A 26102-nucleotide genomic window follows, 5' to 3' on the forward strand; every position below is an offset into this window, starting at 1 on the left:
GCCGCGGCGTCGCCGCACGCCGCGCCGCTGCGACCGCCCGGTCGCGCAACAGCAGATGCGCCGGGCGGCGATATAGTTGAAACACGATAGTCCGGCGCCGATCTGGCCGCCCGGCGGGAGAAGCCCCATGAAAGACAAGATCGTGGTATTCACCGGCGCCGGCGTCAGCGCCGAAAGCGGCCTGAAGACCTTCCGCGACATGGGCGGGCTGTGGCACCAGTACCGGCTGGAGGAAGTCGCCTCGCCGCAGGGCTGGCAGCGCGATCCCGCCACCGTGCTGCGCTTCTACAACGAACGCCGCAAGGCGGTGCTGGCGGCGCGGCCCAACGCCGCCCATCGCGCCATCGCCCGGCTGGAAGAAAAGTACGAGGTGGTGGTGATCACCCAGAACATCGACGACCTGCACGAGCGCGCCGGTTCCAGCCAGGTCGTCCACGTCCACGGCGAAATCCTCAAGGCACGCAGCACCGCGCTGCCGGAACGGATCTACCCGCTGAAGGGCCCGACGATCGAACTGGGCGACCGTTGCGAGCGCGGCAGCCAACTGCGCCCGGACGTGGTCTGGTTCGGCGAAGCGGTGCGCTACATGGACGAGGCCGAAACCCATTTCTCCACCGCGGCCAAGGTGCTGGCGATCGGCACCTCGCTCAGCGTCTACCCCGCTGCCGGCCTGGTCGCCCACGCGCCGTTCTCGGCCGAGCGCTGGTTCGTCTCGCCCGAGCCGCAGGAGATCCCGCACGGCTATCGGCTCCTGGAGGGCAACGCCGCCGCCGTGGTGCCGCCGCTGGTCGAGCAATGGCTGGGCTGAGCCCGCCCGGTCGTCGCATCGGTCCGGACTGAGGCGCGCCGGCGAGACCGCCGCCGCCGGCGAAACCGGCCGGCCTGCGCAGAACCCGCGCCGGCGCGTGGATTTGCCGCCGGCGCCTGCCTAGACTGGCCGCATGCACGTCTCCCTGCTCGCCGAACGCAGCATCGCCGCGGCGCCCGCCGCGGTCTACGCGCTGGTGCTCGACGGCAACCGCTTCGCGCCGCTGTTCCAAGGCCACGGCCCGATTCCCGGCCTGGATCGGATCCAGCCGCTGGGCCCGGTCGGGGTCGGCGCGGTACGCGAAGTGCGCGACCTGCGCGGTGCGGTCCTGCACGAGCGCATCACCGCGCTGGAGCCGTCCGAGCGCCACGCCTACACCTTGTACGACCTGCCCGCGCCGCTGTCGTGGCTGGCGCGCGAGGGCCGCGCCGAATGGCGCTTCCAGGCCATGGCCGACGATCCGGGCGCGACCCGGGTCAGCTGGCGCTACGACTTCGAACTGACCGGCCCCTGGGCCTGGCCGCTGGCCTGGCCGGTGCTGCGCGGGGCGATGCAGCCGGCGATGCGCGGCTGCCTGGAACGCATCGCCCAGGCTCTGGAGCAGGCCTGGCGCGCGGAGCGGCGTTGATGGAAGAGTGGATCCTGCTCGGCCTGGCGCCGGTGTTCCTGATCCTGATCGCGGTCGAAGCCTGGTACTGGCGCCGGCGCGCGCCGGAGCGCTACAGCCTGCGCGACACCGCCTCCAACGCGGCCCTGGCGCTGATGCACCAGGCCAGCGACGCGATCGCCTGGCTGCTGGTGATCGGCCTGTATTACGCGGTCTACGCGCACCGCCTGTTCGACCTGCCACCGGCCTCGCCGTGGACCGTGGCCGCGCTGTTCGTGGCCCAGGATTTCTTCTACTACTGGTTCCATCGCGCCAGCCACCGCATCCGCTGGCTGTGGGCCTCGCACGTCACCCACCATTCCTCCGAGCGGCTCAACCTGTCGACCGCGTTCCGGCAGAGCCTGACCTATCCGATCTCCGGCATGTGGCTGTTCTGGCTGCCGCTGGCCTGGATCGGCTTCGAGCCGCGCCACATCGTCGCGGTGGTGGCGATCAACCTGGCGTTCCAGTTCTTCGTCCACACCCAGGCGGTGGGCAAGCTGGGCTGGCTGGAAAAGGTGTTCAACACCCCCTCGCACCATCGCGTCCACCACGCCCGCAACCCGCAGTACATCGACCGCAACTTCGCCGGCGTGCTGATCGTCTGGGACAAGCTGTTCGGCACCTACACCGAAGAGAACGACGCGGTGCCCTGCGAGTACGGCATCGTCGGCCAGGTTCGCGGGCACAATCCGATCCGGCTGACCTTCCACGAATGGATCGCGATGTTCGGCGATGCCTGGCGCGCGCGCGGCCTGCGCGGCGCGCTGGGGCAGTTGTTCGGCCCGCCGGAGCGCTCGCACTCGCATTTGCGCGCCGGCGCCGCGATCGCGGACGCGCCGGCTCAAGTCTTGGGCGAAAGCCCGAAGTAGGCGTAAGCCGCCGACACCGCCAGCCCCAGCCAGGCCTGGCCGTGGGTGGTCAGCGCCGGCAGTTCCTTCGGGTGGTACAGGCCGACCAGGAACGCGCACAAGCCGGCGCCGATCCAGACCAGCACGTACAGCACCGACACCACGGTCACCGCGCGGGTGGCGTTGCTCGAGGCGCCGGCGTCGAGCACGCGCGCACCGGGCGCTTCGCCGGGCTTGGCCAGGGCCAGCTCGGCGATCACCAGCGCCGACACCAGGCCGCCGATCACCGACAAGGCCTGGGCCATGCCGTCGTTGAAGTAGCTCAGGGGATACAGCGTGCAGCCGGGGCCGGACACGCAGTCCACCACCCGCACCGCGACGCTGATCAGGTGAACGTAGACGCCCAGCAGGATCACCGAAACCAGACCGCCGAACAGACTTTTCATGCGCCCCCCCGGACCGCTCGCGCCGTTGCGGCAAGAGCGGCGCCGTCGCGGCGCGCGTCGTCGCCGGCGCGGCCTGGCGCCGCGCCGTACCCCTGCCCTGCCTGAGTCAACGCGGCGCCGGCCCGGCGCAGGCCAGCGGCCGGCTCAGTCGTGGGTCTCGCCCGACAGCGGCGTGGCGCGCATCGAATCGCGCCGTTCGAAGGCGTCGAACCAGGCGCTCAGGCGCGGCCGGCCGGCGCGGAAACCGGGCAGTTCGCGGAATTCCAGCCAGCTCAGCGCGGTCGCTATCGCTACGTGGCCTACATGCAGCGGCGCCGCGTCGTCGAGCTCGCGCTCCAGCCAGTCGTAGCTTTCGATCAGCTTTTGGGCGTAGCCCTCGCCCAAGGCCGGGTAGCGCAGCGGCTCGGGCCGGCGCACGGTTTCCCAGCGCACCTTGATGCCGAAGTCGGCCAGGCCCTGGGCGAGCGCTTGCAGGCGCAAGGCGTGCCAGCGCGCTTCGCCCTCGGCCGGAATCAGCTTGCGGCCGCCGTGCAAGGTGTCGAGATAGGCGCAGATGATGTCCGAGTCGAAGATCGGCGCCTGCCCGGGGCGCAGCAGCACCGGCACCTTACCCAGCGGGTTCTGCGCATACACCGCTTCGTTGCGCAGGGTCGGGCTGGTCTCGTGGTGGATCACTTCGATCCGCTCGGCCAGGCCGGCCTCGTAGGCGAACACCAGCGCCTTGCGCGCGTAGGGGGAATGAGTCTGGTAGAGCAGTTGCATCGGGGGTCTCCACGACAGTAACAAGCAAAGGACCGCGGCTCAGGCCGCGGCGGCGGCCTGCGCTCGTGCAGGCCGCCGCGCATCGGCATCCGCCGCATCGTGCAGCACCTGGGCCAGCGCCGCGGTCAGCCGGCGCGCGGTCGGCAGGTGCAGGAACTCGTTCGGCCCGTGCGCGTTCGATTGCGGCCCGAGCACGCCGGTAACCAGGAACTGCGCCTGCGGATAGCGTGCGCCGAGCATCGACAGGAACGGGATCCCGCCGCCTCCGCCGATCAGCGCCGGCGGCTGCGCGAACGCCTCCCGCGAGGCGCGTTCCAGGCTGGCCTGCAGCCACGGCGCGGTCTGCGGCGCATGCCAGCCGGGACTGAGCAGATCGAGCGAGAACTCCAACTCCGCAGCGTACGGCGGATCGGCCAGCAACAAGGCCTGCAACCGTTGCCCGGCTTGCACCGGGTCGACCGTCGGCGGCAGGCGCAGGCTCAGTTTGAGTCGCAGCGACGGCTGCATCACCGCGGCCGCCGCGGCGACCGCGGGCAAGCCGTCCAAACCGGTCACAGCCAACTGCGCGCGCCAGGCGCGGTTGAGCGCGAGTTCGCCGGTTTGGTCCGCGGCCGCGCGCACGCCGGGGCGGAACGGGAAGCCGTCCAACAGCTCCGTTCCCAGAGCCTGCGCCGCCGCTTCGGCCTCGCGTCGCCGCTGCGGCGGAATCTGCGCCTGGAAATCGGCGATCACCTCGCCGCTGTGCGGGTCTTCGATCCGCGACAGCAACTGCCGGGCGATGCGGAAGCTCGACGGCACGATCCCGCAGGCGTCGCCGGAATGCACGCCTTCCTCGAGCACGCGGATGCTCAAGGTGCCGGCGACCTGGCCGCGCAGCGAGGTGGTGGTCCACAGTTGCCGGTAATTGCCGCAACCGGCGTCGAGGGCGACGATCAACCCCGGCGCGCCGAGCCGCGGCGCCAACGCCTCGATGTAGGCCGGCAGGTCGACGCTGCCGGATTCTTCGCTGGCCTCGATCAGGATCAGGCAGCGCGGATGCGCCAGGCCTTGCGCGCGCAGGCCGAGCAAAGCGGCGACCGCCGCGAACAGCGCATAGCCGTCGTCGGCGCCGCCGCGCCCGTACAGGCGCTCGTCCTCGAACACCGGCGTCCAGGCCGCGCGGCCGGGCGCCCAGCCGTCCATCGGCGGCTGCTTGTCGAGGTGGCCGTAGATCAGCACCGGCGCGGCCTCGTCGCCGGGCACGTCGATCAGGATCAGCGGCGTGCGCCCGGGCAGGCGCAGCGTGTCCACGCGCGCGCCTTCGACCGCGGCCAGTTGCCGCTGCGCCCATTGCGTCATCAGCGTCGCGGCCGCCTCCATGTGGCCGCTGCGCTGCCAGTCCGGATCGAACGCCGGCGATTGGCAGGGAATGGCGATGTAGTCGCACAGCGCCGGCAGGATCTGCGCCTGCCAGTAGCCGTCGACGAAACGCTGCAGTGCCGTAAAGTCCATGACGTCGCCTCGGGAAGAGGCGAAAATCCTAGCCGCGCGCCGGCGCGCTTTCGCCGCGATCGGCCGCCGCCCGGCGCGGATTTTCCGCGTCGCGCCGCCCTAAGATGCCCGGACCATGAAACTCGACCGATTCGACCGCCAATTGCTCAACCTGGTGCAGGAAGACGCCGGCCAGACCGCCGACCGTCTGGCCGAGCAGGTCGCGTTGTCGCCGTCGGCGATCCAGCGCCGGCTGCGCAAGCTGCGCGAACAGGGCGTGATCCAGCGCGACACCGTCGTGCTCGACCCCAAGCAGGTCGGCAAACCGACCTTCTTCATCGTCGCCCTGCAGGTCGAACGCGAGCGCCCCGAGCTGCTGGCGCAACTGCGCAAGTGGCTGACCGCGCAAGCCCAGGTGCAGCAGGTGTTCTACGTCACCGGCGAGGCCGACTTCGTCCTGGTGGTGACCGCGCCCGATACCGAAAGCTACGACGCGCTGATGCTGCGCATGGTCGCCGACAACCCCAACATCAAGCGCTTCACCACCAACGTCGCGCTGAGCCTGGTCAAGCGCGGGCTGACCATCCCGGTCGCGCCGGACGAAGACGACTGAGCGCGGCGCGGCCGCGCGGTACGCCGGCCGCGCGCGTTTTTCCCGCGCGCAGCGGCGGCGAACGCGGCGCAAGCGCGCGGCCCGGCGCCGACACTGTCGGCATGAACGATCATTGGCTCGACGATCCGGCCGCGCTATGGCCCGACTACCGCCCCACGCCCTTGTTGGACCTGCCCGCGCTGGCCCACCGCCTGGGCGTGGCGCGAGTGCTGGCCAAGGCCGAGAACGAGCGTCCGCTCGGCAACTTCAAGGCGCTCGGCGGCCTGACCGCCGGCCTGCGCGCGCTGGCGCGCGCTACCGGCGCGACCGATCCGGACGATCTGCGCCGTCGCTGCCGCCAGGCGCCGCCGCGGCTGTTGTGCGCCAGCGACGGCAATCACGGCCTGGCCGTGACCGCCGCGGCCCAGCGCGCGCAAGCGCGGGCCAGGGTGTATCTGCCGGCGGCGGTGAGCGCGGCGCGCGCGCAACGCATCGCCGCGCTCGGCGGCGAGGTCGTGCGGGTCGGCGGCAGCTACGACGACGCGGTGCTGGCCGCGCGCGCCGCGGCCGGACGCGGCGAGGGGCTGCTGATCGCCGATACGTCCGACGACCGCGACGACCCGGTGGTCGCCGACGTCATGGCCGGCTACGGCCTGATCGCACGCGAGTTGCGCGCTCAATTGCCGACCGAAGCGCGCGACCGGCCCAGCCATGTGTTCGTCCAGGCCGGCGTCGGCGGCCTCGCCGCCGCGTTGGCCGACGGCCTGCACGGCACGTTGCAGGCCACGGCGCGGATCGTCGTGGTCGAGCCGGCGAGCGCGGCCTGCGTGATGCGCGCCCTGGCCGCGGCGCGGCCGGTGCGGTTGCCGGGGGAGCTGGCGACCGTCGCCGAAATGCTGTCCTGCGGCTTGGTCTCCAGCCCGGCCCTGGCGGTGCTGGCGCGCCATCGCGCCGCGGCGCTGACCGTCGACGAAGACGAACTGCTCGCGGCGCCGCAGCGCCTGCGCGAACACGGCGGGCCGGCGAGCACGCCGTCCGGCGGCGCGGGCCTGGCCGGCTTGTGGCGCGCCGCGGCCGATCCGGCGCTGCGCGAGCGCCATGCGCTCGACGCGCATAGCGTGGTGCTGCTGACGATCACCGAAGGCGCGGCGCCGGCCTGACGCCGCGATCTACGCCGGCTCGCCCAGGCATTCGATCAGGAACTCGACCGTCGCGCGCACGCCCGGCAACTGGCCGCGCCGGTGCGGCATCACCAGGGTCGTGGTCACCCGGCCCGCATGCCAGTCCGGCAACACCCGGCGCAGGCGGCCGTCGCCGAGTTCGGCGCGGCAGATCTTCGCCGGCAGGCAGGTCAGGCCCAGGCCGGCGACCGCGGCCGCGGTCAGCACCCGGCCCTCGTTGGCGGTCAAGCGCGGCTGCGGTTCGACCTGCACCGTAGTGCCGGCGGCGTCGCTCAGGGTCCAGACGCTACGCGCCGACTGGCCGGTCATCAGCGCGTCGTGCCCGGCCAGTTCCTGCGGCGTGCGCGGTTCGCCGCGTTCGGCCAGATACCCGGGCGCGGCGACCACGACGATGTCCTCGACCGAGGCCTGGCGCTGGATCAGGCCCGAATCCGGCAGCGGCGCGAAATGGCTGCGCACGGCGATGTCGTAGCCGTCCTGGACCACGTCGACCATCCGGTCGCTGACGTCCAGCTGCAGGTGCAGGCGCGGATAGCGCCGCGCCAACTCCGGCAGATGCGGCGCCAGGTACTCCTGCGCGACCGGCACGTTGCAGGTCATCCGCACCCGTCCGCTGGGCTCGGCGGCGCGGCGCCGGACCAGGTTCTCCGCCGCCTCGGTTTCGATCAGCGCCGCGCGCGCGTGCTCGTGGAAAGCCTGGCCGGTGTCGGTGAGGACGAAGCTGCGCGAGGTGCGATGGATCAGGCGCACGCCCAATTCTTGTTCGAGCGCGGCCACGCGCTTGCTGACCGTGGACTTGGGCACGCCGAGCCGGCGCGAGGCCGCGGCGAAACCGCCGTGTTCGACCGCGGTGGCGAACAGGACCAGATCGTTGAGGTTGAGCATGCCGGCAAAGTACACATATGTGGACTTTGAGTCCATTTTTTGCCGACTACACGGCCAAAGTCCACGCGCCTACAGTGAGCTCACCCCGCAACGACGGGCCCGAACCCCCTCACTGGAGAGTCCCAATGTCCGCTGCCAAGACCGCTACCTCGACCGCTGCCGCTCCGATCCTGTTCTACGGCGTCCCGTCCGGCTGTTCGTTCGGCTCCATCGTCGCCCTGGAATGGGCCGGCCAGCCTTACCGCCTGGCCCGGGTCGAAATGCCCGAACAGATCCACACCACGGCGTTCAAGGCCCTCAACCCGGTCGGCGAGACCCCGGTGCTGGTCAGCGACCGCGGCGACGTGGTCACCGAGAGCATGGCCATCCTCAACCACATCGGCGCGCGGGCGATCGAACGCGGCATCGCCTTCGCCCAGGGCACGCCGCAGTTCGACGAACTCAACCGGATGCTGGCCTTCCTCAACACCACCTTCTTCGGTTCGTTCTCGTCGCTGTGGCACGTGCTGGAACACGAAGTCGACGAGGCCTCGCACGAGGCCCTGGTCGAGTACGGCCGCGGCCGGGTGGTGCAGGCCCACGCCAAGCTGGAGACCATGCTCGGCGACAAGCGCTGGCTGCTCGGCGACCGCCCGACCCTGGCCGACGCCTACTTCGCCGGCATCGCCCGCTGGACCAAGTACCACAGCGTCGTCGACCGCCGCGATTACCCGAACCTGCAGCGCCTGTTCGATCAGCTCGAAGCCGATTCGGCGGTGATCTTCGCCCACGCCATCGAACAGCAGCGCCCGGCGATCAGCGCCGGCGGCTTCCAGGGCGAGGTCGCGCTGGAAGAGGCGATCGCGGACTACCGCCTGGCGGCGTAAGCGGTGCGGGGGGATGGGCTGGAGCACAAGCAAAGCAAAAGCAAATCCCCCCTGCCCCCCCTTTTTCAAAGGGGGGATGCTTCGGGAGAGTTGCTCGATACTCGATCGGCGACGCTTCGGAAGGCCTGCCGCACAAGGCCTGCCGCACTTCGCCGTCGAAACGGCAACCGCTAAACGCGCACTCAGGGGCCTTACCTTTCTCCGATGACGCAGCGGCTGTTGCCCCCTTTGAAAAAGGGGGCGGCGACCGCGCAGCGGTCGCGGGGGATTTGCTGTTGCTGTTGCTGTTGTTGTTATGGCCGTGGCGCGACTGTCGCCCCCGCAGCGCCTCAGGCCTGCGCTTCCGCCCGCACCAACGGCCGTCGCGCGCGCGGACGGCTCGGCCAGGCGTGGCGCAGGATCCGCCACACCACTTCGCCGAACTGCCGCGGCAGCGAGCCGGTGTCGTAATGCTGACCGTAGCGGCCGCAGATTTCGCGCACTTCCACCGCCATCGCCGCGTAACGCCAGGCGGGAATGTCCGGATAGAAATGGTGTTCGATCTGATGGCTCAGATTGCCGGTCATCAGGTCCATCCACTTGCCGCCGCTAAGGTTCGACGAACCGCGCAACTGGCGCAGATACCAATGCCCGCGCGACTCGTTGCGCACCGACTCCTTCGGGAACACTTCGGCGTCGATGGTGAAGTGGCCGCAGAAGATCACCGTATAGGTCCACACGTTGCGGATCAGGTTGGCGACCAGATTGCCCAGCAGCACCGGCAGGAAGAACGGCCCGGCCAGCAGCGGGAACAACACGTAGTCCTTCAACAGCTGCTTGCCCATTTTGCGCCCGACCGGCACGAACTTGCGCCACATCGCCCGATGCTTGGTCTTGCCGGTCAGCCAGCGGCCCAGGCGCAGATCCTGTATCGCCACGCCCCACTCGAACAGCAGCGCGAACACCACCGCGATCACCGGCTGGGCGAGGAAGAACGGCTTCCAGCGCTGCTCCGGGAACAGACGCAGCAGGCCGTAGCCGATGTCGTCGTCCATGCCGCGCACGTTGGTCCAGGTGTGGTGCTGGTAGTTGTGGGTTTTGCGCCAGTTGTCGCCGGTGGCGACGATGTCCCACTCGTAGGTCTTGCCGTCCAGGTGCGGGTCGCGCATCCAGTCGTACTGGCCGTGCATGACGTTGTGGCCGACCTCCATGTTCTCCAGGATCTTCGACAGCGCCAGCGACAGCGTGCCCAACACCGCGGCGGTCCACAGCAGCCAGGTCAGGCCGAACGCCAGGCCGGCGGCGGCGACGAACAGCAGCAGCCGCCCGCCCAGGCCGAACCAGCGCACTGCCGCGACCACGCGCCGGATGTAGGCGGCGTCGATGCGGCCGACCTGGGCCAGGGTGCGCGCGCGCAGCGCGTCGAGTTCTTCGCCGAAGCGGTCGAGTTCCTGCGCGCCCAGCGCGCGGTTGCGTGGTTTGGCGGTCATGGTCGGTACGGGTCGAATTACAGGTCGAGAACGAGATCGCTGCTGGCGGCGTTGACGCACAGGCGCAGCGCGGACGCCGGTTCGCTGTGGACGTCGCCGGTATGCAGATGGCGGGTGATGCCGGAGGCCTTGCCGCAGGCGCAGGTATTGCACAGCCCCATGCGGCAGCCGGACGCCAGCGACAGGCCCTGCGCTTCCAGCGCGCTCAGCAGGGACTGGCCGCGCGGCAGTTGCAGGCGGCGGCCGCTGCGCGCCAGTTCGACTTCGACCATGCCGGTCTCGTCGTCGCTGCGCGGCGGCGGAGTGAAGGCTTCGGCGGCGAAGCCGGCGGCGCGGGTTTCGGCCAGTTCGCGCGCGGCGGCGACGAAACCGCCGGGACCGCAGGCGTAGATGCGCCGCTGCGTCCAGTCCGGCGCATGCTGCGCCAGCAGGTCCGCGTCGATGCGGCCGGCCGCTTCGCCGGGATGCTGCGGCGCCTGCCGGGTCAGCAGCAGGCGCAGGCGGAAATTCGGATGCGTCGCGGCGAGTTCGCGCAGTTCGTCGACGAAACACAGCTCTTCGCGCTGCCGCGCCCAGTACAGCAGGGTCAGCGGCACCGGCATGCCGCGTTGCGCCAGCGCGCGCAGCATCGCCATCAACGGGGTGATGCCGCTGCCGGCGGCGAGGAACAGCCAGGCGCCGTCGACGCGCTCGGGCAGCACCATCTCGCCGAACGCCGGGCCCAGCTCCAGCACGTCGCCGACTTGGGCGCGGTCGTGCAGATGGCGGCTCAGGCGCCCGCCCTCGATCGCCTTGACCGTGATCGCGATGCGCCCGTCGGCGCGCGGCGCGTCGCACAGGCTGTAGCTGCGCGAAACCGTGGCTCCGTCGATGCGCGCGCCGATCATCAGGTGCTGGCCGGCGACGAAGCCGCGCCAGTGCCGGTTCGGCTTCAGGACCAAGGTCACCGCATCGGCCGAGGCCAGCTCGCGCGCCTCGATCCGCGCCAGCGGGCGCTCCCAGCTCCAGGTCGGATGGAGCCTGGAAGCCCAGAAATCAAAGACTTGCGGCTTCACAAAGGGGGCCACCAGGCCGCGCAGGCGGCTGCGCGGGCGATGGACGGCGGGGCGGACGACGGCGTTCATGGGCACAACTATACACATATCCGCACAAATATATGCACACGTGTATAGCAATTCAGCTTAGGGAGTATCATGTCGGCTGCCGCCCCTGTGCCCGCCAGCCCGCCGCCCGTGAGCCAACGCCTCCACCCCGACATCGACGTCGATTCGCACCCGGGCCGCAAGGCGACCATTTCGCGCGAGGACCTGATCGCCGCCGCGCTCAAGCTGATCGGCCCGCATCGCAGCGTGTCCAGCCTGAGCCTGCGCGAGATCGCGCGCGAAGCCGGCATCGCCCCGAACAGTTTCTACCGCCAGTTCCGCGACACCGACGAATTGGCGGTGGCGCTGATCGACCTGGCCGGCCAGTCGCTGCGCAAGATCGTCGGCGAGGCGCGCCAACGCGTCGCCACCCGCCGCAGCGCCGTACGCAGCTCGATCGAAGCTTTCATGGAGCAGTTGCGCGCGGATGACAAACTGCTGCACGTTCTGCTGCGCGAAGGCACGGTCGGCTCGGACGCGTTCAAGCGCGCGGTCGACCGCGAGCTGTCGTTCTTCGAAGAAGAACTGCGGGTCGACCTGATCCGCCTGGCCGGCCACGACGGCGTGACCCTGCACGAACCGGCCCTGGTCGCCCGCTCGATCACTCGCCTGATCTTCGCCATGGGCGCCACCGCGATGGACATGACCCCGGAGAAGGACCGCGAGCTCATCGAAGAGATGAGCACGATGGTGCGGATGATACTGGCCGGTTCGCGGGCGCTGGCGCAGCGGGGCGAAACGCGCGCCAGAACCTGAGGTCACGGTCATGCGGCGTCCGCCTGCGACATACGCAGGCAGACATGGCGCGGTCAGGCCAGCGGAATCTCGATGAACGACATCGGCCGAAGATCGCTATCGGCAACGATGCGGGCGATCGCTTGTAGAAAGTCCGCTACCGCAGCCCTGGGGCCAGTCCCCCAGTTCGCACGCCCATTGCTTGCGAACTCAGCGATCATGGTGATTTCGCTGCGATCCGCTACGCAGATCGATTTCTCCAGGCAAAACACGCGCACCCCTTCTTGCGTCGCCACTGCCGCCAGGTAGTGCGCTTCATTCCGCTCCGGCGGAGGAAAAGAGATCACCACCGCCGGTGCCCCATCGGGCAATGCGGCTCGCCGAGCGCTCAAACCCTGCGGTTCAACTCGCGCCTCCGGCGGCATGTCCTGCGCCAACAGATGCCAGAATTCTTGCAGCGCCTGATCGCCGTCCTCGCTGCCGAACGTTTGCACGAACCATGCAGTGTCGGTAAGCGCAGCACGTGCGAGGAAGTACTTCGCCTGCATAGGCTGCTGACGCTTGCTCTCTGCCATAACTCCCCCTGCGAGACCGGCCAAGCCGCCGGCTTGCCTATTCTGCCGCAGAGTCCCCATGTGCTTCGAGTCAACTGCCTGCGCCCAGATCAAGCCGAATTTCAACAGGGCGCCTGCGGTGTGCTCAGTATCCCCCCGAGGTCGGGGTTGGCGGAATCCGGCGCCGCCTTCCAGTTCGATACCAATCTGATCTCCCGCCGCGAAGCTAGCCGTCCTCTCTTCGCTCAGCCCCTGGATGCAAGCCTCGCTGGCTCGCACATCCGCTCCAACAGTGCGCGCCAGATCGCCTGCGGCGACGCAGCGGCATAGCCCGACTCCTGGGCATCGTTGCATTCGATCACGATCCATCGTCCCTCGACGGTCTTGGCGATATCCACCACGAGGAATGGAACCGCCAATCGACGCGCAGCTTCGCCGGCCAAGGCCAGCCCCACCTCGATATCTCCGCAGGTATACGCAGGTGCTTGATACCAGTACCGCCCCCACCCCAGGCACTCCCCCTGCCACCAGAAACTACGGAATTCCATCGACGCCGGAACTTTACCGGCAATCCCACCGGCAACCGGTTGCAAGGGTACGAACTCGCGGACTGCGGGCCGCTGCCAGGAGAGCACCGGATCCCGCCGGTAACGCTCGGCGACCCAGGCGTATTGTTCGCGATCGCGGATCACCGACAACTGGGCGTTGTGCCGGTTGGTCTGTCGAGAACCCTTCAGGAAGATCGGCCAGGCGAACTCGCTTTCGATCTCTTCGACTCCAGGCAAGGCATCGAAGACCCGAGTTCGCGGCGTCAGGTCGGACAGCAGGGGATACCAGTGCTCGAGTTCGCTCGCACGCGCGTACTCGGCCGGCGAATTGACCGCATGCAGCCCCAGTTCCAGCAGGCCGCTGTAACACCGCGAATAGTCTTCGACGGCACCGATCCGCAACACGCACGGCGTGCCTTCGTCGAAGGACGGCGGGTGACGGCACTTGAAATGGAGTTCGAAATCGAAGTCGTATACGGCAATACCCACTCGCCGCGTAGCCAGCACGAGCGTGTCTTCAAGCAAGGCATAGTCCATTTCGAACGCGATCCGGTGTCTTGCGAAACAGTCTGCCTGCATTGGTGCGTCTCTCCCATCCCGACCGCCCGTCGGAAAACTAAGCCGAACAGGAAACCATGCTTGCGCCGGCCGCCCGGCCCGGCCAATACTTAGCCAATGAGGAAACTATAAGGTCGCCCACGCCATGTCCCTGCATCTGCACTCCCATCCCCTGGCCTCGTTCTGCCACAAGGTGCTGATCGCCTTGTACGAGCAGGGCACGCCGTTCGAGAACCACCTGCTCGACCTCGCCGATCCCGGCGCCAAGGCCGATTTCCTCGAGCGGTGGCCGGTCGGCAAGATGCCGCTGCTGCGCGACGAGGCGCGCGATCGCACCGTGCCGGAGACCAGCATCATCATCGAGTACCTGCAGCGGCACTACCCCGGCCCGCGGCCGCTGCTGCCGGCCGATCCCGAACGAGCGCTCGAGGTGCGCCTATGGGATCGCTTTTTCGATTTGTACGTGCACACGCCGATGCAGAAGATCGTGCTCGACCGCCTGCGCGACGAACACGAACGCGACCCGCGCGGCGTCGCCGAGGCGCGCGCCACCCTCGCCACCGCCTACGCGATGATCGAACGCCAGGCCCGGCACGAGTGGATCTGCAGCGAGGAGTTCGGCCTGGCCGACTGCGCGGCGACGCCGGCGCTGTTCTACGCCGGCATCGTCGAACCGTTCCCGGCCGACCATCCGCGCCTGCACGCCTATTTCGAACGCCTGCTGGCGCGGCCGTCGGTGCGGCGCGTGCTGGCCGAAGCGCGGCCTTACTTCGACCTGTTCCCCTACCGCGAGGCGATGCCGGCGCGGTTCCTGCATGAGGACGCGCCGGCATGAGCCGCGCCGAGGACGCACGGCAACTCGACCGGCTGTTCCATGCCCTGGCCGACGACAGCCGCCGGCGCATGATCGACCGGCTCAGCGAAGGTCCGGCCTCGGTGTCGGAACTGGCCAAGCCGTTGGCGATGGCCCTGCCCTCGGTGGTCAAGCACCTGGCGGTGCTGGAATCCGGCGGCATCGTGCTGTCGCAGAAGAGCGGCCGCGTGCGCACCTACCGCCTCGCCCCCGATGCGCTGGCCCGCGCCGAGGCCTGGGTCGGCGAACGCAAGACCCGCTGGAACGCGCGCTTCGACGCCCTGGAACGCTACCTGCTCGACACCGCCGACGAGGACACGCCGTGACCGCCGTAACCACCGTCCACACCGACTTCGTCATCGAACGCGAACTGCCGGCGACGCCGGCGCGCGCGTTCCGCGCCTGGGCCACGCCGGAGGCCAAGCGACGCTGGTTCGTCTGCCACGACGACATGGTCAACGTCGGCTACGAGCTCGACTTCCGCCCCGGCGGCCACGAGCTCAATCGGGTGCGCCGCCCGGACGGCGTCGAGCACCTGTTCCAGGCCCGCTTCTTCGACATCGTGCCCGAGCGCCGGATCATCTACGGCTACCACATGCAGGTCGGCGCGCAACGCTTGTCGGTGTCGCTGGCCACGGTCGAATTCGAACCCAGTGGCGCCGGCACGCGCATGCGCTTCACCGAACAGGTGGCCTTCCTCGACGGCTATAGCGACCGCGAAGACCGCATTCGCGGCACCGCCGAAGGGCTGGACCGGCTCGCCCTGCTGCTGCACGAACCGGAGCGCGCGCACTGAGCGCGCGCTCCGCTGCCGCATCGGCGCTCAGCGCACCGGCAGCGCGATCGGCCGCAGCGGCGCGGCGTCGCCGCCGCGGATCTTCAGCGGTCCGCCGATGAAGGCGAACTCGTAGACCTTGTCGCGCGACAGTTCCTCCAGCGCGACCAGTTCGATGATCGGCACGCCGTGCTGGGCCAGCATATAGGTGTGCACCGGAATGTAGTCGCCGGCGACTTCCGAGGGGAAGGTCTCCAGGCTCAGGTTGTCGGCGCCGACGATCATCGCCCCGCCGTCCTCGACCAGGAACTTCGCCGCATCCAGGCCCAGTCCCGGCGGGTTGGCCATGTAGCCGGCGGCGTCGCCGAAGCGCTGCATGCGGCCGGTGCGGATCAGCACCACGTCGCCGCGCTGCAGGCGCAGCTTCTGCCTGGCCAGCGCGTTCTGCAGGTCCTGGCGGGTGATGCGGTAGTTCTCCGGCAGCATCGGCAGTCCCTGCGCCGCGGCCACGTCGATCAGCACGCCGCGCGCGATCAGCGGCGGGAACTTCTCGATCCCGGTCTTCTTCCAGCCGCGGTCGCCCAGATGCTCGTCGGCGCTGAAGCCGTTCCAGATCTTGCCGTCCAGGCCGAAGTGGTTGAGCGCGTCGATGTGGGTGCCGCTGTGGCTGTACATCGAGAACGCCGCGCCGGTGTAGCTGACCTTGTGGTTCATTTCCCGGCCCACGCCCATCGGGTCGTCGGCGATGGTGCCGCGCGGGGTGTGGGTCATCCAGAACTGGTAGTGCGGGTCGCCCGCGGCCTGCCAGCTCGGCATGCCGATGTAGTAATCGGTGGCCAGGTCGTAGACCCGCTCGCCCTGCACCCGCGACAGGATCGCCGCGCGCGATTGCGGGGTGATCAGGTTGAGCCGGCCGATCTCGTCGTTCGGGCCCCAAGGGCTGGTGCCGACGCGGTCGGCGGCCTGGACGGAAGCGGCGACGCCCAGGGCCAGCAGGCCCAGGGTCGGCAGAAGAGTACGCAATTTCATTTCGGCTCCTGAAACGCGCCGGCCTCGTGGGCGGCGCTGACGTGGGGGCCGGCGCCGCGAACCGCAGCGCCGGAACGACGTCAGGATGGGCCCCGCCCCTGCGGCGAAACAGCGCGCGCCGGTTGCGACAGTTTTCGCCCGCGCTCAGCAATCGGCCGGCGGCGGTTCCAGCAACGGCGGCAGTTCCGCGGCCAGGAACTCGACCAGCGCCCGCACCTTGGGCTGCAGATGGCGCGTGGTCGGGTACACCGCGTAGATCTGCCGCGGCGCGAAGCGATGATCCGGCAACACTCGCACCAGCCTGCCCGCCGCCATCGACGGCCGGGCCAGGAACGACGGCAGTGCGCCGATGCCGAGTCCGGCCTCCAGCAGGTCGCGCAGCACCAGGCTGTTGCCGACCGCCGCGCGCGGCACGCCCTGCACCACCACCGGCCCCTGCGGACCTTCCAGCGGCCACACGCCCGGCGGCTCGGCCAGGCTGTAGTGCAACAACGCATGCCCCGCCAACGCCGCCGCATCGGCCGGCACGCCGTGCGCGGCCAGGTACGACGGCGACGCGCACAGCATCTGGCAGGCCTGCCCCAACCGGCGCGCGATCAGCGACGAATCCGGCAACTGCGCGCGCAACCGGATCGACACGTCGAAACCCTCGGCCACCGCATCCAGCAAGCGGTCTTCCAGCACCAGGTCCAGCTGCAGCTGCGGATAGCGCTGCAGGAACCGCGCCAGCAACGGCGACAACACGCTCAACGCGAACGACAGCGGCGCATTGACCCGCAACCGACCGCTCACCTGCTGCGACTGCCCGCGCACCGAGGCCTCCAGCGCATCCAGCTCGTCCAGCAGCCGTACGCATTCGCGGTAGTAGGCCTCGCCGACCTCGGTCAGGCCCATCCGCCGCGTGGTGCGCTGGATCAGCACCGCGCCCAGATGCGACTCCAGCGCGCGCAACTGCTTGCTCAAGCCCGCCGCCGACACGCCCAGGTCCTCGGCCGCCTTGGCCAGCCCGCCGAGTTCGACGATGCGGCGGAACGAGCGCATCAGGGTGAAGGAGTCCATGGGCAACCAAGAAAAAACGGGCCGCCATTGTCGGCGGCCCGCTCCATCCAGCCAACATCTGCGGTCGACATCAGGACCGACCCGTCCCGCGACCGCGTCCCGCTGGGGGCAAGGCGACGGCCGCGGAACGGGCGCAGACTTCAGCGGCTTACTCGACCTTGACCAACCCGCGCCAGGTGTTGCCGCCGCCGCTCATGACCGTGTCCGGCCAACCCAGCCACAGGTTGAGGTTGAACCAGTCCTCGTCGTCCTGGTGCACCCAGCCGTGCGCCAGCGCCCAGGGCTTGGGGAAGTTCGACGGCGCGTGCACGCCGTGGGCGAAGCCGAGCTTGGGGAAGCTGCCCATGTGGCCCAGCCACGAGGGCGCGCCGCCGTCGAAGTGGCAGTACCAGGTCATGGTGAAGTTTCCGAATTGCGCGCTCGGGAAGATCCCGCCCGAGTTCCAGTTCTGGTTGTTCCACAGCTCGTTTTCCTGCAGCCGGATCACCCGCCGCGCGCCCGAGGGGCACAGCGCGCCCAGGCTCAGCACCGAGTAGTCGTACTGATTGCCGAAGTACGGCAACGGCCGGTACGACAGCGCGCGCAGCGAATCGATGCGGCAATAGCGCCAGGTGGTGTTGTTGTTCGACACGGTCGCGCCGATCCAGCCGCCGCGGCCGTTGGCGTTACGGCGGTCCTCGTCGTCGTGATAGAACTGCACCAGCGGATACTGCGAGGGGCAGTTCAACCGCTCCGGGATCACCCCGATCGAGAACAGGCGCGGGTCCAGCCAGGCCCACCAGCGCGCCAGACTCGCCTTCGCCGTCTTGGCCGCGGCCGGCACGTAGGGCACGAACACTTCCTGCCCGTCGCGGATTTCGACCACGCAGGGGCCGTCGAAGCCGATCGCCTGGCAGTAGCGCAGGGCCACGCCCTCGCCTTCCTCGGTCAGGAACTTCTCCGGATCGACCTGGGCGCTGTCCGGATAGCGCCGGTCCAGCTCGGCCATGTGATCGGCGAAGGCCTTGATCCGCGGCGGCATCTGCTCGAGGGTTGCGGCGTAGTCGCGCTCCTCCTGCGGGGTTTCCTCCTGCGAATCCTCGGCGAAGGCCGACGGCGAGGCCGCCGCGGCCAGCGCCAGCAACGCCAGTCCCAACACGTTCTTGTTCATCACGCGATTCCTTTGAGAGAGAGAACGCCGGACCGTCTCCCGGCCCGCCGCGCCGGCCCCGCCGGCAGGAATCACGCTAGGCCGCGCCAGCGGGCCGCGGCCAGGAACAATCCGGGAACGAATCGGCTCGGGATGGGAAGCGATGAGTGCAATCTGCGATGACGGCACTGCGAAAATGTGATGTTGCCTACGCAGGGCGTACCGTTTGCAGGCATGCCCGGCTTGAGATCACACCCGAGGCGTTGCGATCCGTTGGCTATCCTGAGCCTGTTGAGCCTGGGCCAGACTCTGCTCCCGATCGCGCTGGGCCTGCATGGCTTCCAATCGCTGCATCGACTCCGACACCGGCGTAATTGCGGCCTGCTGACCCGCAACGTCGGCGCGCAAATGCGCCGGGCTACCCGGCTCGCCCTCGACTGCGAACACATGCCGCCCCGATCCGTCGACCGCCGGGTGCCCCACCACGATGTGGTCCGGGCGTCCAAGCCCGTTGCGCGCGCACTCGACTGCCAGGCAGGCAGCGATTCGGTCCAAGTCCTGTGGCGGCGGCACCGGGCCATGTTGGGCAAAAGCGCCCGGCAATCGATCGCGAATGGTCTTGATGACACGGTGGTCAGCGCCTACCACCGGGAGTGCCTCGGACCCGACATCGCTGGCGTTCGCCCCCCGTCCGGGCGGGCCCTGGGGCAATACGCGAGGCTCTAGGTGATCCAAGGTGTCCGGCGCTCGACGTTCGGGCTGGGGATGGGCCAACTCCCAACCCTCGGCCGTCAACAAATAATCCACGTCTCGCGTGCTGCTCATCGTCAGCACGCCGTCGCGCCCCACACGAACGCTTGCCATTTCCAACCGTGCCAGTTCGTTCGCACCGTCGATCATAACTGGAACGTACGGCGCTCCTTCATCGAACTGGGCAAAAATTCGCCTTCCGCTGGCTGGGGCGCGCATCATCGCATCGAGCAATTGCGAGTCGTTCCTGAAGCTGAAACCCTGAGTCAGCCCCACATTGCCCTGGGTATGAACCTGCTCGCGCCAGGCCCGACTGAGAGGGCCGCTACCCAGTTCCAGAGAGTTCATCAGCTGCACCGCCGACAGTGCGGCATCTCGGCCGCTCACGATACTGTCGCGATCGGCCGGCGCTCGTGCGCTATGCGTTCCGATCCAGTCACTGAGCTGCTGCGAGGTCGTTTCGTTCTGCCGCAGATGTGAAATCAGCTCGCGTCCGCGTACTTCGCCCTGGTTGAACCGCTTGGAAGCCATCGCCACGATCTCCGCGGCCTCGCTTGGATCGTTGCGGCTGAGTTCCTGAAGCCAGGGAATCTGCGACAGGGGCTGCCCGACATTGTCCCATTTGTAGGCTATCTGCTCGCGGTCCAACCCGTTTACAAATTCCCGACCCGGATCGGAACGAAGGTACTCGTTCAGTCTGTTCTGCTCGTCTCGACTCAGCGCGTTTCCGCCTTGTCCCGACGTCTGCAAACGTGTGGTCAGCGAAGCGACCTCGGCGGCGGTGAACGCGTCGCCGCGCGCCCACTGCTGATAGCCAGCCAGAAGTTCCGGCACTTTCTCCCGTCGTCCTGGCTGGCCGAAGTCCCATTGCATCAGGCCGACGGACCAGCCGGAACCTGCGCTGCTGTGGCTCAAGCGATAGGCCGGCAGCGTATTGATCTCGCTTCCGCGGCCTATGGCGTTGTACGCAATGGCCTCGAAAGTGGCCCGCTCTAGCGGGTTATAGACATACCGATCCGATTCATCGCTCATGGTCTCCATCCTCCAACGGCTTCAGTCCCTGAAGTAGCGTTTTCATTTCCTCGATCCGCGCTTGCGTCAGCTGTGCCCGGCATGCCTCAGCCAAGTCGCCGATATCCTTGCGCGTGGTCCCGGCGTAGAACTGCTCGGCCGTGCAATGGCTGTCGCGATACACGCGCCAAGCCGAGTTTGACTTGGTGAAACTTTCTTTCATGTCGACCAAATAGGTCTGATCCCACATCTTCAGATTGCCGTATGCCTTGTCGGCCAATGCATAGGCATCGGCCTCCAATTTGGCAAGCTGCCCGCGCAAGGCATACATCTTTTTGTAAGGCGCGCAATGCAGATCACTATCGGCGCATCGCCGGTAGTCTTCTGAAAGAGCAAAGCACTCCTCACGTGCATCCAGATCGGCGATCGCCATGCAATCGTCGCCCGTTTGATAGTGCTGGGACTTCTGCGTTGCCTGGCCAATCCGCGACTCGCCTTGATTGGCGCGCATCTGCGCCTGGCGAATGCGTTCGGCCGCTTCGACGGCCTCCACCGAAGCGGCGACGCCCGGGTCGTTCGCGGCCATGGCGGGCTCCTGGCCCTTGGGTTCGCGTCCCGGGGGCTGAGCGCAGGCGGACAACGCGCCCAGGCCCAGCGTCAGCCATAGCGGCCAGACGAATCGGCTGCGTTTCACACATCCTCCATGCCGTGCGGGGCTGCGATGAGGCTGCCTTAAGCGCGACCAGGCTGCAAGGCGTACTTTTAGTTGCGCTACGGAGAGTGCGAATCACCCAATATCAACTTGCGTTCGCCGAAGCGTAAATACACAAACGCTAAGTCTGCGGGTGAATTTCCAGGTGCAAGCCTGAGATCGTTCGCCGGGCCACAATCTGCACGGACGATTCCGGTTCAAGTTCGAACTCCACGGTGTTGGAAGACTCACGATACGAGCTGCCGCCATAAGGCGTCCGCAAAGTCACTCTATGCGCACCGGAGGGCAAACGCACATGAATCCCGTTAGCCGGTGCCCGATCCACGTCCAACCGGGACGAAACAACGACGTTCCCATCCAGGTAAACCGAATAGTGGGCCAGAACCAGTCCCTCCCCGCGCACCACCATGCCGCAGGGCAGATCTCGCAGGGCGGTTTCGGCTTCGCTACGAAACGTGGGCGGCCACTCTCGCTGCCCCAGGTCACGCCCCAGAACGTATTCGTCGCGACTCAGCTTGAATAGCCACTGGTCACGAGACTGCACTACGCCGCCTCTTACCGGAACCATTACTACGGAATCGCGCACTTTCCCACTGAAGACGAGCCAGGCGTCATCGCGCATGGGCTCATCCACGACATCGTTTGATCGCCTGCTATCAGACGGATACTCGAATGCGATCAACGATATGCGCGCGGAAGTATCTATTCGATATACCGACCGGTATCCCTTCCACAAGGCGGAGCACATGATTTTTGGATTCGGCGTCGCCCTGGCCTGGTGTTTATAGTCTTCAGTCCAAACCCAGCCGTGCTTCGAACCCGGAACATCCGCAAGCAGCCTACGCAAGTACAGACCTGTGAAGTCCAATGCTTCGCATTGATTGAGCAAGCGCTCTGGCATTTGCATGGTCATTGCGTAGCGTTCTCGCGACAAGCCGCTGTTGCCGTCCTTAACGAGACAGAAGCCGCGGGGAGCCAGCCCCGCGGCTCAAGCGAACGCCGTACCGGACGCTCACGGCGTTGCGTCGGCAACTATTTCCCCGCCCGCTCCCCCGCCGTCTCGTCCCGCGCCCCGCGGAACTCCGAGTCCTGGGCCCAGTTCGGCCAGCGGCGCGAGTTGGCCAGGTCGTTGCCGAGGGTGTAGAGGATCTGCAGGTCGCGGGCCATGCCGGTGAAGGTCCAGCTGGCTTCCCATTGGTCGGCCGGCTGGTGGTAGCGGTCCTTGACGTAGGCCGCGCTCTCGGCCTTGCCGGCGTCGACGCCGCCGTCCGCCTTGTCCTCGCCCGAGCCGAACGACACCGCCGGCACGCCGCGCTTGGCGAACGGGAAATGGTCGGAACGGAAGAAGTGGCCGGCCTCGGGCTTGGGATCGGTGACGTAGTTGAGGTTCCAGCGCTGGGCGGTGGCGATCAGTTCGTCCAGCAGTTCCTGCTTGGCGCTGCCGGAGGTGGTGAAGTCGCGCGCCGGACCGGTCGGGGACAGCGCGTCGGTGTTGATCACCGCGACGGTCTTGGCCAGCGGGTACAGCGGCTTGGACGAGTAGTACTCCGAGCCGAGCAGGCCCTTCTCCTCCGCGGTCACGGCCAGGAACACCACCGAGCGCTGCGGCTTCTTGCCCTTGGCGAAGGCGCGGCCCATCTCGATCAGGGCGGCGGTGCCGGTGGCGTTGTCGACCGCGCCGTTATAGATGGTGTCGCCCTTGGCGTCGGGCGCGCCGACGCCGAGATGGTCCCAGTGGGCGCTGTAGATCACGGTCTCGTCGGGCTTCTTGCTGCCTTCGACGCGGCCGACGATATTCTGCGAGGTGATGACTTCGCTCTTGACCGCGTAGTTGGCCGACAGGGTCACGCCCTTCAGGGTCACCGGCTTGAACTCGCGGGTCTGGGCCTGCTGCTTCAGTTTTTCGAAATCCAGGCCGGCGCTCTTGAACAGGCTCACCGCCAGGTCGCGCTGGATCCAGCCTTCCATGCTCGGGTGGGCCTTGCCGGGCTGGTCGCGAACCACGTCGAACATGGTGTTGGTATTGGAGTTCTTGACCGTGGCCCAGCCGTAGGACGCCGGCTCGGTCTCGTGCACGATCAGCAGGCCGAGCGCGCCGCGGCGCGCGGCTTCCTCGTACTTGTAGGTCCAGCGGCCGTAATAGGTCATGGCCTTGCCGCCGAATGCATTCTGATCAGAGCCGCCGTCGCCGGTGTCGAAATCCGGGTCGTTGATCAGCACGACCGCGATCTTGCCCTTCAGGTCGACGCCCTTGAAGTCGTCCCAATCGCGCTCCGGCGCGCTGACGCCGTAGCCGGCGAACACCAGCGGCGCGTTCTTGAAGGCGACGTTGTCGGCGCCGTTGAGCGCGGCGCGCACGGCGATCTCGTTGCCCTGGGTCAGCGCGCGCGACTTCTTCTTCACCGTCAGGGTCAGCTTGGGCGAGCCCTCGATGTTGGAACGCAGCAGCGGCACGGCCTGGGTCCACAGGCGCTTGCCGTCCTTGAGGTCGCCGCCGGGCTGCACGCCGGCCGCCTTGAGTTGGGCGACGACGTAGTCGATGGTCTTGGTTTCGCCGGCGGTGGCGGGGCCGCGGCCTTCGAACTCGTCGGAGGACAGCACCTTCACTTCTTCGGACAGGCGCTTGGTGTCGAACACCGGCGCCTTCGGCGGCTTGGGCGCCTTGGCCGGCTTGGCGGCGAAAGCGGGCATCGACAGGGCGGCGGCGCAGAGCACCGCCAACGGTGTGGCGATCGGCAACTTCATGGGGAGGCCCTCGGGTGGTCGGGCCGATACTAGCCAGCCGCCCGGAGCCGGTCCATCGGCCAGAGGGCATGGCGCCGGGGCGGAAGGCGGATTTGCGTAGTTTGGCGTGAAGGCAGGATGGGAGGACGCGCCGGTGCACAACGCGGGCGGGGCGGCCTGTGTAGGAGCGGCGCAAGCCGCGACAACCGAAGAGGACGGATACCACGTCCGCCGCCAAGACTGCGTTGGGTCAGGCAACCAGGCTTCGGCGGCGACGCTGGCGTGCACCGCTGCGGTTGTCGCGGCTCATGACCGGAGGAAATCCCCGTGGGACGCCGCCCCTACAGAAAAGCGTCGTGGCCCCTGTAGGAGCGGCGTGAGCCGCGACCGCCGGAGAGGACGAACAGCACGCGCGTCGCCCGGACAGGAAAGCGCCGCCGCCCTGGTGGGAGCGAGGGCGCGGCACTCACAGCAAGCGGCAGCCGAGTTCGTACCAGCGGTGGCGGCGGGCGCTGCGGTGCAGCGCTCCGGGGGCGGCGAAGTCGGGGTCGGCGAAGGCGCCGACCGAAATCACCACCGCGTCGGGCAAGGCTTCGGCTTCCATATAGACCAGGCTGCCGCAACGTGGGCAGAAGCAATGCTCGACCCAGCGTCCGGCGTCGCTGCCGCGGCGCCAGCGGCGCGGCTCGCCGTCGACGGCGATGCGGTCCTTGGCGTAGCGGGCGCGGTAGGAGAACGCCGACCCGGTGGCGCGCTGGCATTCCAGGCAGGCGCAGGCATAGACGCTGAGCGGTTCGCCGCGCGCGGTCACGCGCAGGTCGCCGCAGGCGCAGGCGGCGACGCGGGCCGGCGCTGTCGCTGCGGCGGCATCGGCCGACGTGGCGGCCGGCGCTGCGACGGATGCGGTGTTCGTCGGGATCGCGCCGCGGCTGTCGCCGCTATCGGCGAGCGCAGGGGTTCGCGCGTCGTTCGAGCCGGAGAAGCGACGCTCAGCGCCATCGACCTCGTTCGCGGGGTCCGGGTTCATGTCCTGCTCCTGGAGCGTCCGCGGCGGTCCGCCGCGCGCCGCACAGCGTGCCCCTCCCCGCGACGCCCTGTAAATTAGCCACTTTCCGGTAAGCGCTTACCTGCACGTAAGGAGTCTTCGCGATGAAACGCCTGCCCGGCGACGCTTGCGGCCTGGCCACCGCGCTCAATGCGATCGGCGGCAAGTGGAAGACGATGATCCTGTGGGAGGTCAATCTGGCGCCGCGCCGCTTCGGCGAGCTGCGCCGCCTGCTGCCGGGGATCAGCGAGAAGGTGCTGACCGAGCAGTTGCGCGAGATGGAGGCCGACCTGCTGGTCCGGCGCGAGGCGTTTCCGGGCGCGGTGCAGAAGGTGGTGTATTCGGCGACCGAGTACGGCATCGGCCTGAACGAGGCGGTCGCGGTGATGTCGGCCTGGGGCAAAGCGCACGAGGCGCGCCTGGCGCAACGCGACGAGGCCCTGTAGCAACGGCGTCCTCACGCGGCGGCAGCGGGCGCTGCAAGAAAATCTTTCGGCAGCTCTTAGAAATCGTCGTTTGCGGCGATCGCGCGGCGGTTTCGATAATCGCCGCTCCTCCGAGGAGAGACTTCCATGCATCGACGCGACTTTTTGCAACGCAGCGGCGCCGTATTGCTCGCCGCCGGTTTCGGCGGCTCCAGCTTCGCCCTGCTGGCGCGCTCGCCGGCCAAGGAGATCGGCGCGCACTGGACCGCGCAGCTGACCCGGCTGGAACGCGACAGCGGCGGCCGGCTGGGCGTGGCCGCGCTGGACACCGGCAACGGCCAGCGCCTGGCCTGGCGCGGCGGCGAACGCTTCCCGATGTGCAGCACCTTCAAGTTCCTGCTCGCCGCGGCGGTGCTGCGCGAGGTCGACCGCGGCAGGCTGGACCTGCAACGCAAGCTGCCGATCGCCAAGAGCGACATCATCGCTCACTCGCCGGTGACCGGGCCGCTGGTCGGCGTCGGCGCCAGCGTCGCCACCCTGTGCGAGGCGACCATGACCCTCAGCGACAACGCCGCGGCCAATCTGCTGCTGCCGCTGATCGGCGGTCCGGCCGGGCTGACCCGCTTCCTGCGCGGCATCGGCGACCCGGTCACGCGCCTGGACCGGACCGAGCCCGAGCTCAACGTGGTCGGCCCGGGCGACGAGCGCGACACCACCTCGCCCGATGCGATGCTCGACAGCCTGCGCAAGCTGGCGTTGGGCGACGCGCTCAAGCCGGCCTCGCGCGAACAACTGACCGCCTGGCTGGTGGCCAACAAGACCGGCGACAAGCGCCTGCGCGCGGGCCTGCCCGCCGGGCTCAAGGTCGGCGACAAGACCGGCACCGCCAACACCACAGCCAACGACCTCGCGGCGATCTGGCCGGCTGCGCCGCGCAAGCCGGTGCTGCTGACTTGCTACCTGACCGATGCCGGCAAGATCGACGCGGCCGGCCGCGACCAGGTGCATGCCGAAGTCGCGCGCACCCTGGCGCAGATCTGGCTGTAAGCCGACCTTTGTAGGAGCGGCGCAAGCCGC

28 protein-coding genes are annotated in these 26102 nt (G+C 68.5%); 12 read left to right on the forward strand and 16 right to left on the reverse strand.

Annotated features, from left to right (window positions below; translation table 11 throughout):
• The first annotated feature begins 127 nt into the window (after positions 1-127).
• The 3 genes from K4L06_RS02970 to K4L06_RS02980 all read left to right on the forward strand — a co-directional run bounded on the left by K4L06_RS02970 (position 128) and on the right by K4L06_RS02980 (position 2326).
• Positions 128-808 carry an NAD-dependent deacylase gene (locus tag K4L06_RS02970; protein ID WP_221669974.1) on the forward strand — a complete coding sequence of 227 codons (681 nt, stop codon included), beginning with the start codon at positions 128-130 and terminating at the stop codon, positions 806-808.
• 133 nt (positions 809-941) lie between these two features.
• Positions 942-1436, forward strand: coding sequence for an SRPBCC family protein (locus tag K4L06_RS02975; protein WP_221669975.1), 495 nt, complete (start codon positions 942-944; stop codon positions 1434-1436).
• A complete protein-coding gene (locus K4L06_RS02980) occupies positions 1436-2326 on the forward strand; it encodes a sterol desaturase family protein (protein WP_221669976.1) in 891 nt (296 codons plus the stop codon). The genes K4L06_RS02975 and K4L06_RS02980 overlap by 1 nt, the downstream gene beginning before the upstream one ends.
• Here the strand turns inward: K4L06_RS02980 and K4L06_RS02985 are convergent.
• From K4L06_RS02985 to K4L06_RS02995, 3 genes are all read right to left on the reverse strand, one after another.
• Entirely contained in the window at positions 2299-2751 is a 453-nt protein-coding gene (locus tag K4L06_RS02985; RefSeq protein WP_221669977.1) for a hypothetical protein, read from the reverse strand. The two genes, K4L06_RS02980 and K4L06_RS02985, sit on opposite strands and share 28 nt — an antisense overlap.
• A gap of 144 nt (positions 2752-2895) precedes the next feature.
• Positions 2896-3513 (reverse strand): glutathione S-transferase, encoded by a 618-nt coding sequence (locus K4L06_RS02990; protein ID WP_221669978.1) that lies wholly within the window; start codon positions 3511-3513, stop codon positions 2896-2898.
• A 39-nt stretch (positions 3514-3552) separates the two neighbouring features.
• Positions 3553-5004 (reverse strand): M20/M25/M40 family metallo-hydrolase, encoded by a 1452-nt coding sequence (locus K4L06_RS02995; RefSeq protein WP_221669979.1) that lies wholly within the window; start codon positions 5002-5004, stop codon positions 3553-3555.
• A 115-nt stretch (positions 5005-5119) separates the two neighbouring features.
• On the opposite strand from K4L06_RS02995, the gene K4L06_RS03000 reads away from it, so the two are divergent.
• The gene (locus tag K4L06_RS03000) at positions 5120-5596 is read left to right on the forward strand and encodes an Lrp/AsnC family transcriptional regulator (RefSeq protein WP_221669980.1); all 477 of its coding nucleotides are present in this window, start codon (positions 5120-5122) and stop codon (positions 5594-5596) included.
• 101 nt (positions 5597-5697) lie between these two features.
• Positions 5698-6735: a pyridoxal-phosphate dependent enzyme gene (locus K4L06_RS03005; protein WP_221669981.1), complete on the forward strand. Its 1038-nt coding sequence runs from the start codon at positions 5698-5700 to the stop codon at positions 6733-6735.
• A 9-nt stretch (positions 6736-6744) separates the two neighbouring features.
• Here the strand turns inward: K4L06_RS03005 and K4L06_RS03010 are convergent, their stop codons facing one another.
• Entirely contained in the window at positions 6745-7677 is a 933-nt protein-coding gene (locus K4L06_RS03010) for a LysR substrate-binding domain-containing protein (RefSeq protein ID WP_221669982.1), read from the reverse strand.
• 89 nt (positions 7678-7766) lie between these two features.
• Here K4L06_RS03010 and K4L06_RS03015 point away from each other — a divergent pair, with 89 nt between their 5' ends.
• A complete protein-coding gene (locus tag K4L06_RS03015) occupies positions 7767-8507 on the forward strand; it encodes a glutathione S-transferase family protein (protein WP_221669983.1) in 741 nt (246 codons plus the stop codon).
• A 329-nt stretch (positions 8508-8836) separates the two neighbouring features.
• Here K4L06_RS03015 and K4L06_RS03020 read toward each other — a convergent pair whose 3' ends face one another.
• A complete protein-coding gene (locus tag K4L06_RS03020; RefSeq protein ID WP_221669984.1) occupies positions 8837-9976 on the reverse strand; it encodes an acyl-CoA desaturase in 1140 nt (379 codons plus the stop codon).
• 17 nt (positions 9977-9993) lie between these two features.
• Entirely contained in the window at positions 9994-11100 is a 1107-nt protein-coding gene (locus K4L06_RS03025; RefSeq protein ID WP_221669985.1) for a ferredoxin reductase, read from the reverse strand.
• 132 nt (positions 11101-11232) lie between these two features.
• Between K4L06_RS03025 and fabR the strand changes: the two genes are divergently transcribed.
• On the forward strand, positions 11233-11874 hold the full coding sequence (fabR, locus tag K4L06_RS03030) for an HTH-type transcriptional repressor FabR (RefSeq protein ID WP_343225809.1): 642 nt from the start codon (positions 11233-11235) through the stop codon (positions 11872-11874).
• A 53-nt stretch (positions 11875-11927) separates the two neighbouring features.
• Here the strand turns inward: fabR and K4L06_RS03035 are convergent, their stop codons facing one another.
• Both K4L06_RS03035 and K4L06_RS03040 read right to left on the reverse strand, forming a co-directional pair.
• Positions 11928-12428: a hypothetical protein gene (locus K4L06_RS03035; protein ID WP_221669987.1), complete on the reverse strand. Its 501-nt coding sequence runs from the start codon at positions 12426-12428 to the stop codon at positions 11928-11930.
• Positions 12429-12652: 224 nt separating this feature from the next.
• On the reverse strand, positions 12653-13492 hold the full coding sequence (locus K4L06_RS03040) for an ATP-grasp domain-containing protein (RefSeq protein ID WP_221669988.1): 840 nt from the start codon (positions 13490-13492) through the stop codon (positions 12653-12655).
• A 166-nt stretch (positions 13493-13658) separates the two neighbouring features.
• On the opposite strand from K4L06_RS03040, the gene K4L06_RS03045 reads away from it, so the two are divergent.
• The 3 genes from K4L06_RS03045 to K4L06_RS03055 are packed head-to-tail and all read left to right on the forward strand — an operon-like array spanning position 13659 to position 15162.
• Positions 13659-14348 carry a glutathione S-transferase family protein gene (locus K4L06_RS03045; RefSeq protein ID WP_221669989.1) on the forward strand — a complete coding sequence of 230 codons (690 nt, stop codon included), beginning with the start codon at positions 13659-13661 and terminating at the stop codon, positions 14346-14348.
• Positions 14345-14692 (forward strand): metalloregulator ArsR/SmtB family transcription factor, encoded by a 348-nt coding sequence (locus K4L06_RS03050; RefSeq protein ID WP_221669990.1) that lies wholly within the window; start codon positions 14345-14347, stop codon positions 14690-14692. The genes K4L06_RS03045 and K4L06_RS03050 overlap by 4 nt, the downstream gene beginning before the upstream one ends.
• Complete coding sequence (locus K4L06_RS03055) at positions 14689-15162, forward strand: SRPBCC family protein (RefSeq protein WP_221669991.1); 474 nt, start codon at positions 14689-14691, stop codon at positions 15160-15162. Before K4L06_RS03050 ends, K4L06_RS03055 begins: the two co-directional genes overlap by 4 nt.
• A gap of 27 nt (positions 15163-15189) precedes the next feature.
• Here K4L06_RS03055 and K4L06_RS03060 read toward each other — a convergent pair whose 3' ends face one another.
• The 8 genes from K4L06_RS03060 to K4L06_RS03095 all read right to left on the reverse strand — a co-directional run bounded on the left by K4L06_RS03060 (position 15190) and on the right by K4L06_RS03095 (position 24582).
• On the reverse strand, positions 15190-16170 hold the full coding sequence (locus tag K4L06_RS03060) for a cyclase family protein (protein ID WP_221669992.1): 981 nt from the start codon (positions 16168-16170) through the stop codon (positions 15190-15192).
• Positions 16171-16314: 144 nt separating this feature from the next.
• Positions 16315-17229, reverse strand: a complete 915-nt coding sequence (locus tag K4L06_RS03065; protein WP_221669993.1) for a LysR family transcriptional regulator — start codon at positions 17227-17229, stop codon at positions 16315-16317.
• Positions 17230-17377: 148 nt separating this feature from the next.
• A complete protein-coding gene (locus tag K4L06_RS03070) occupies positions 17378-18379 on the reverse strand; it encodes a hypothetical protein (protein WP_221669994.1) in 1002 nt (333 codons plus the stop codon).
• Positions 18380-18607: 228 nt separating this feature from the next.
• Entirely contained in the window at positions 18608-20140 is a 1533-nt protein-coding gene (locus K4L06_RS03075) for an XVIPCD domain-containing protein (protein WP_221669995.1), read from the reverse strand.
• Positions 20130-20705 carry a lysozyme inhibitor LprI family protein gene (locus tag K4L06_RS03080; protein ID WP_221669996.1) on the reverse strand — a complete coding sequence of 192 codons (576 nt, stop codon included), beginning with the start codon at positions 20703-20705 and terminating at the stop codon, positions 20130-20132. The genes K4L06_RS03075 and K4L06_RS03080 overlap by 11 nt, the downstream gene beginning before the upstream one ends.
• A gap of 247 nt (positions 20706-20952) precedes the next feature.
• Positions 20953-21453: a hypothetical protein gene (locus K4L06_RS03085; protein ID WP_221669997.1), complete on the reverse strand. Its 501-nt coding sequence runs from the start codon at positions 21451-21453 to the stop codon at positions 20953-20955.
• A gap of 410 nt (positions 21454-21863) precedes the next feature.
• Positions 21864-23522: a M28 family metallopeptidase gene (locus K4L06_RS03090; RefSeq protein ID WP_255595486.1), complete on the reverse strand. Its 1659-nt coding sequence runs from the start codon at positions 23520-23522 to the stop codon at positions 21864-21866.
• A 499-nt stretch (positions 23523-24021) separates the two neighbouring features.
• A complete protein-coding gene (locus K4L06_RS03095; RefSeq protein ID WP_221669999.1) occupies positions 24022-24582 on the reverse strand; it encodes a GFA family protein in 561 nt (186 codons plus the stop codon).
• A gap of 122 nt (positions 24583-24704) precedes the next feature.
• Between K4L06_RS03095 and K4L06_RS03100 the strand changes: the two genes are divergently transcribed.
• The gene (locus K4L06_RS03100) at positions 24705-25046 is read left to right on the forward strand and encodes a helix-turn-helix domain-containing protein (RefSeq protein ID WP_221670000.1); all 342 of its coding nucleotides are present in this window, start codon (positions 24705-24707) and stop codon (positions 25044-25046) included.
• A gap of 126 nt (positions 25047-25172) precedes the next feature.
• Positions 25173-26072: a class A beta-lactamase gene (gene bla / locus K4L06_RS03105; protein ID WP_221670001.1), complete on the forward strand. Its 900-nt coding sequence runs from the start codon at positions 25173-25175 to the stop codon at positions 26070-26072.
• Positions 26073-26102: the final 30 nt, after the last annotated feature.

It is taken from the genome of Lysobacter sp. BMK333-48F3, from assembly GCF_019733395.1.
Lineage (GTDB): Bacteria > Pseudomonadota > Gammaproteobacteria > Xanthomonadales > Xanthomonadaceae > Lysobacter.

Excerpts from the sequence above, each read along its gene's own strand:
- K4L06_RS02975 (WP_221669975.1), top strand. The coding sequence starts at position 942 with ATGCACGTCTCCCTGCTCGCCGAACGCAGCATCGCCGCGGCGCCCGCC.
- K4L06_RS03070 (WP_221669994.1), bottom strand. The coding sequence starts at position 18,379 with ATGAACAAGAACGTGTTGGGACTGGCGTTGCTGGCGCTGGCCGCGGCG.
- K4L06_RS02985 (WP_221669977.1), bottom strand. The coding sequence starts at position 2,751 with ATGAAAAGTCTGTTCGGCGGTCTGGTTTCGGTGATCCTGCTGGGCGTC.
- K4L06_RS02980 (WP_221669976.1), top strand. The coding sequence starts at position 1,436 with ATGGAAGAGTGGATCCTGCTCGGCCTGGCGCCGGTGTTCCTGATCCTG.
- K4L06_RS03020 (WP_221669984.1), bottom strand. The coding sequence starts at position 9,976 with ATGACCGCCAAACCACGCAACCGCGCGCTGGGCGCGCAGGAACTCGAC.
- K4L06_RS03100 (WP_221670000.1), top strand. The coding sequence starts at position 24,705 with ATGAAACGCCTGCCCGGCGACGCTTGCGGCCTGGCCACCGCGCTCAAT.
- K4L06_RS03075 (WP_221669995.1), bottom strand. The coding sequence starts at position 20,140 with ATGAGCGATGAATCGGATCGGTATGTCTATAACCCGCTAGAGCGGGCC.
- K4L06_RS02970 (WP_221669974.1), top strand. The coding sequence starts at position 128 with ATGAAAGACAAGATCGTGGTATTCACCGGCGCCGGCGTCAGCGCCGAA.
- K4L06_RS03050 (WP_221669990.1), top strand. The coding sequence starts at position 14,345 with ATGAGCCGCGCCGAGGACGCACGGCAACTCGACCGGCTGTTCCATGCC.
- K4L06_RS02990 (WP_221669978.1), bottom strand. The coding sequence starts at position 3,513 with ATGCAACTGCTCTACCAGACTCATTCCCCCTACGCGCGCAAGGCGCTG.
- K4L06_RS03035 (WP_221669987.1), bottom strand. The coding sequence starts at position 12,428 with ATGGCAGAGAGCAAGCGTCAGCAGCCTATGCAGGCGAAGTACTTCCTC.
- K4L06_RS02995 (WP_221669979.1), bottom strand. The coding sequence starts at position 5,004 with ATGGACTTTACGGCACTGCAGCGTTTCGTCGACGGCTACTGGCAGGCG.
- K4L06_RS03080 (WP_221669996.1), bottom strand. The coding sequence starts at position 20,705 with ATGGCCGCGAACGACCCGGGCGTCGCCGCTTCGGTGGAGGCCGTCGAA.
- K4L06_RS03095 (WP_221669999.1), bottom strand. The coding sequence starts at position 24,582 with ATGAACCCGGACCCCGCGAACGAGGTCGATGGCGCTGAGCGTCGCTTC.
- bla (WP_221670001.1), top strand. The coding sequence starts at position 25,173 with ATGCATCGACGCGACTTTTTGCAACGCAGCGGCGCCGTATTGCTCGCC.
- K4L06_RS03000 (WP_221669980.1), top strand. The coding sequence starts at position 5,120 with ATGAAACTCGACCGATTCGACCGCCAATTGCTCAACCTGGTGCAGGAA.
- K4L06_RS03015 (WP_221669983.1), top strand. The coding sequence starts at position 7,767 with ATGTCCGCTGCCAAGACCGCTACCTCGACCGCTGCCGCTCCGATCCTG.
- K4L06_RS03060 (WP_221669992.1), bottom strand. The coding sequence starts at position 16,170 with ATGAAATTGCGTACTCTTCTGCCGACCCTGGGCCTGCTGGCCCTGGGC.
- K4L06_RS03005 (WP_221669981.1), top strand. The coding sequence starts at position 5,698 with ATGAACGATCATTGGCTCGACGATCCGGCCGCGCTATGGCCCGACTAC.
- K4L06_RS03085 (WP_221669997.1), bottom strand. The coding sequence starts at position 21,453 with ATGCGCGATGACGCCTGGCTCGTCTTCAGTGGGAAAGTGCGCGATTCC.
- K4L06_RS03090 (WP_255595486.1), bottom strand. The coding sequence starts at position 23,522 with ATGCCCGCTTTCGCCGCCAAGCCGGCCAAGGCGCCCAAGCCGCCGAAG.
- K4L06_RS03010 (WP_221669982.1), bottom strand. The coding sequence starts at position 7,677 with ATGGACTCAAAGTCCACATATGTGTACTTTGCCGGCATGCTCAACCTC.
- K4L06_RS03045 (WP_221669989.1), top strand. The coding sequence starts at position 13,659 with ATGTCCCTGCATCTGCACTCCCATCCCCTGGCCTCGTTCTGCCACAAG.
- K4L06_RS03040 (WP_221669988.1), bottom strand. The coding sequence starts at position 13,492 with ATGGACTATGCCTTGCTTGAAGACACGCTCGTGCTGGCTACGCGGCGA.
- K4L06_RS03025 (WP_221669985.1), bottom strand. The coding sequence starts at position 11,100 with ATGAACGCCGTCGTCCGCCCCGCCGTCCATCGCCCGCGCAGCCGCCTG.
- K4L06_RS03065 (WP_221669993.1), bottom strand. The coding sequence starts at position 17,229 with ATGGACTCCTTCACCCTGATGCGCTCGTTCCGCCGCATCGTCGAACTC.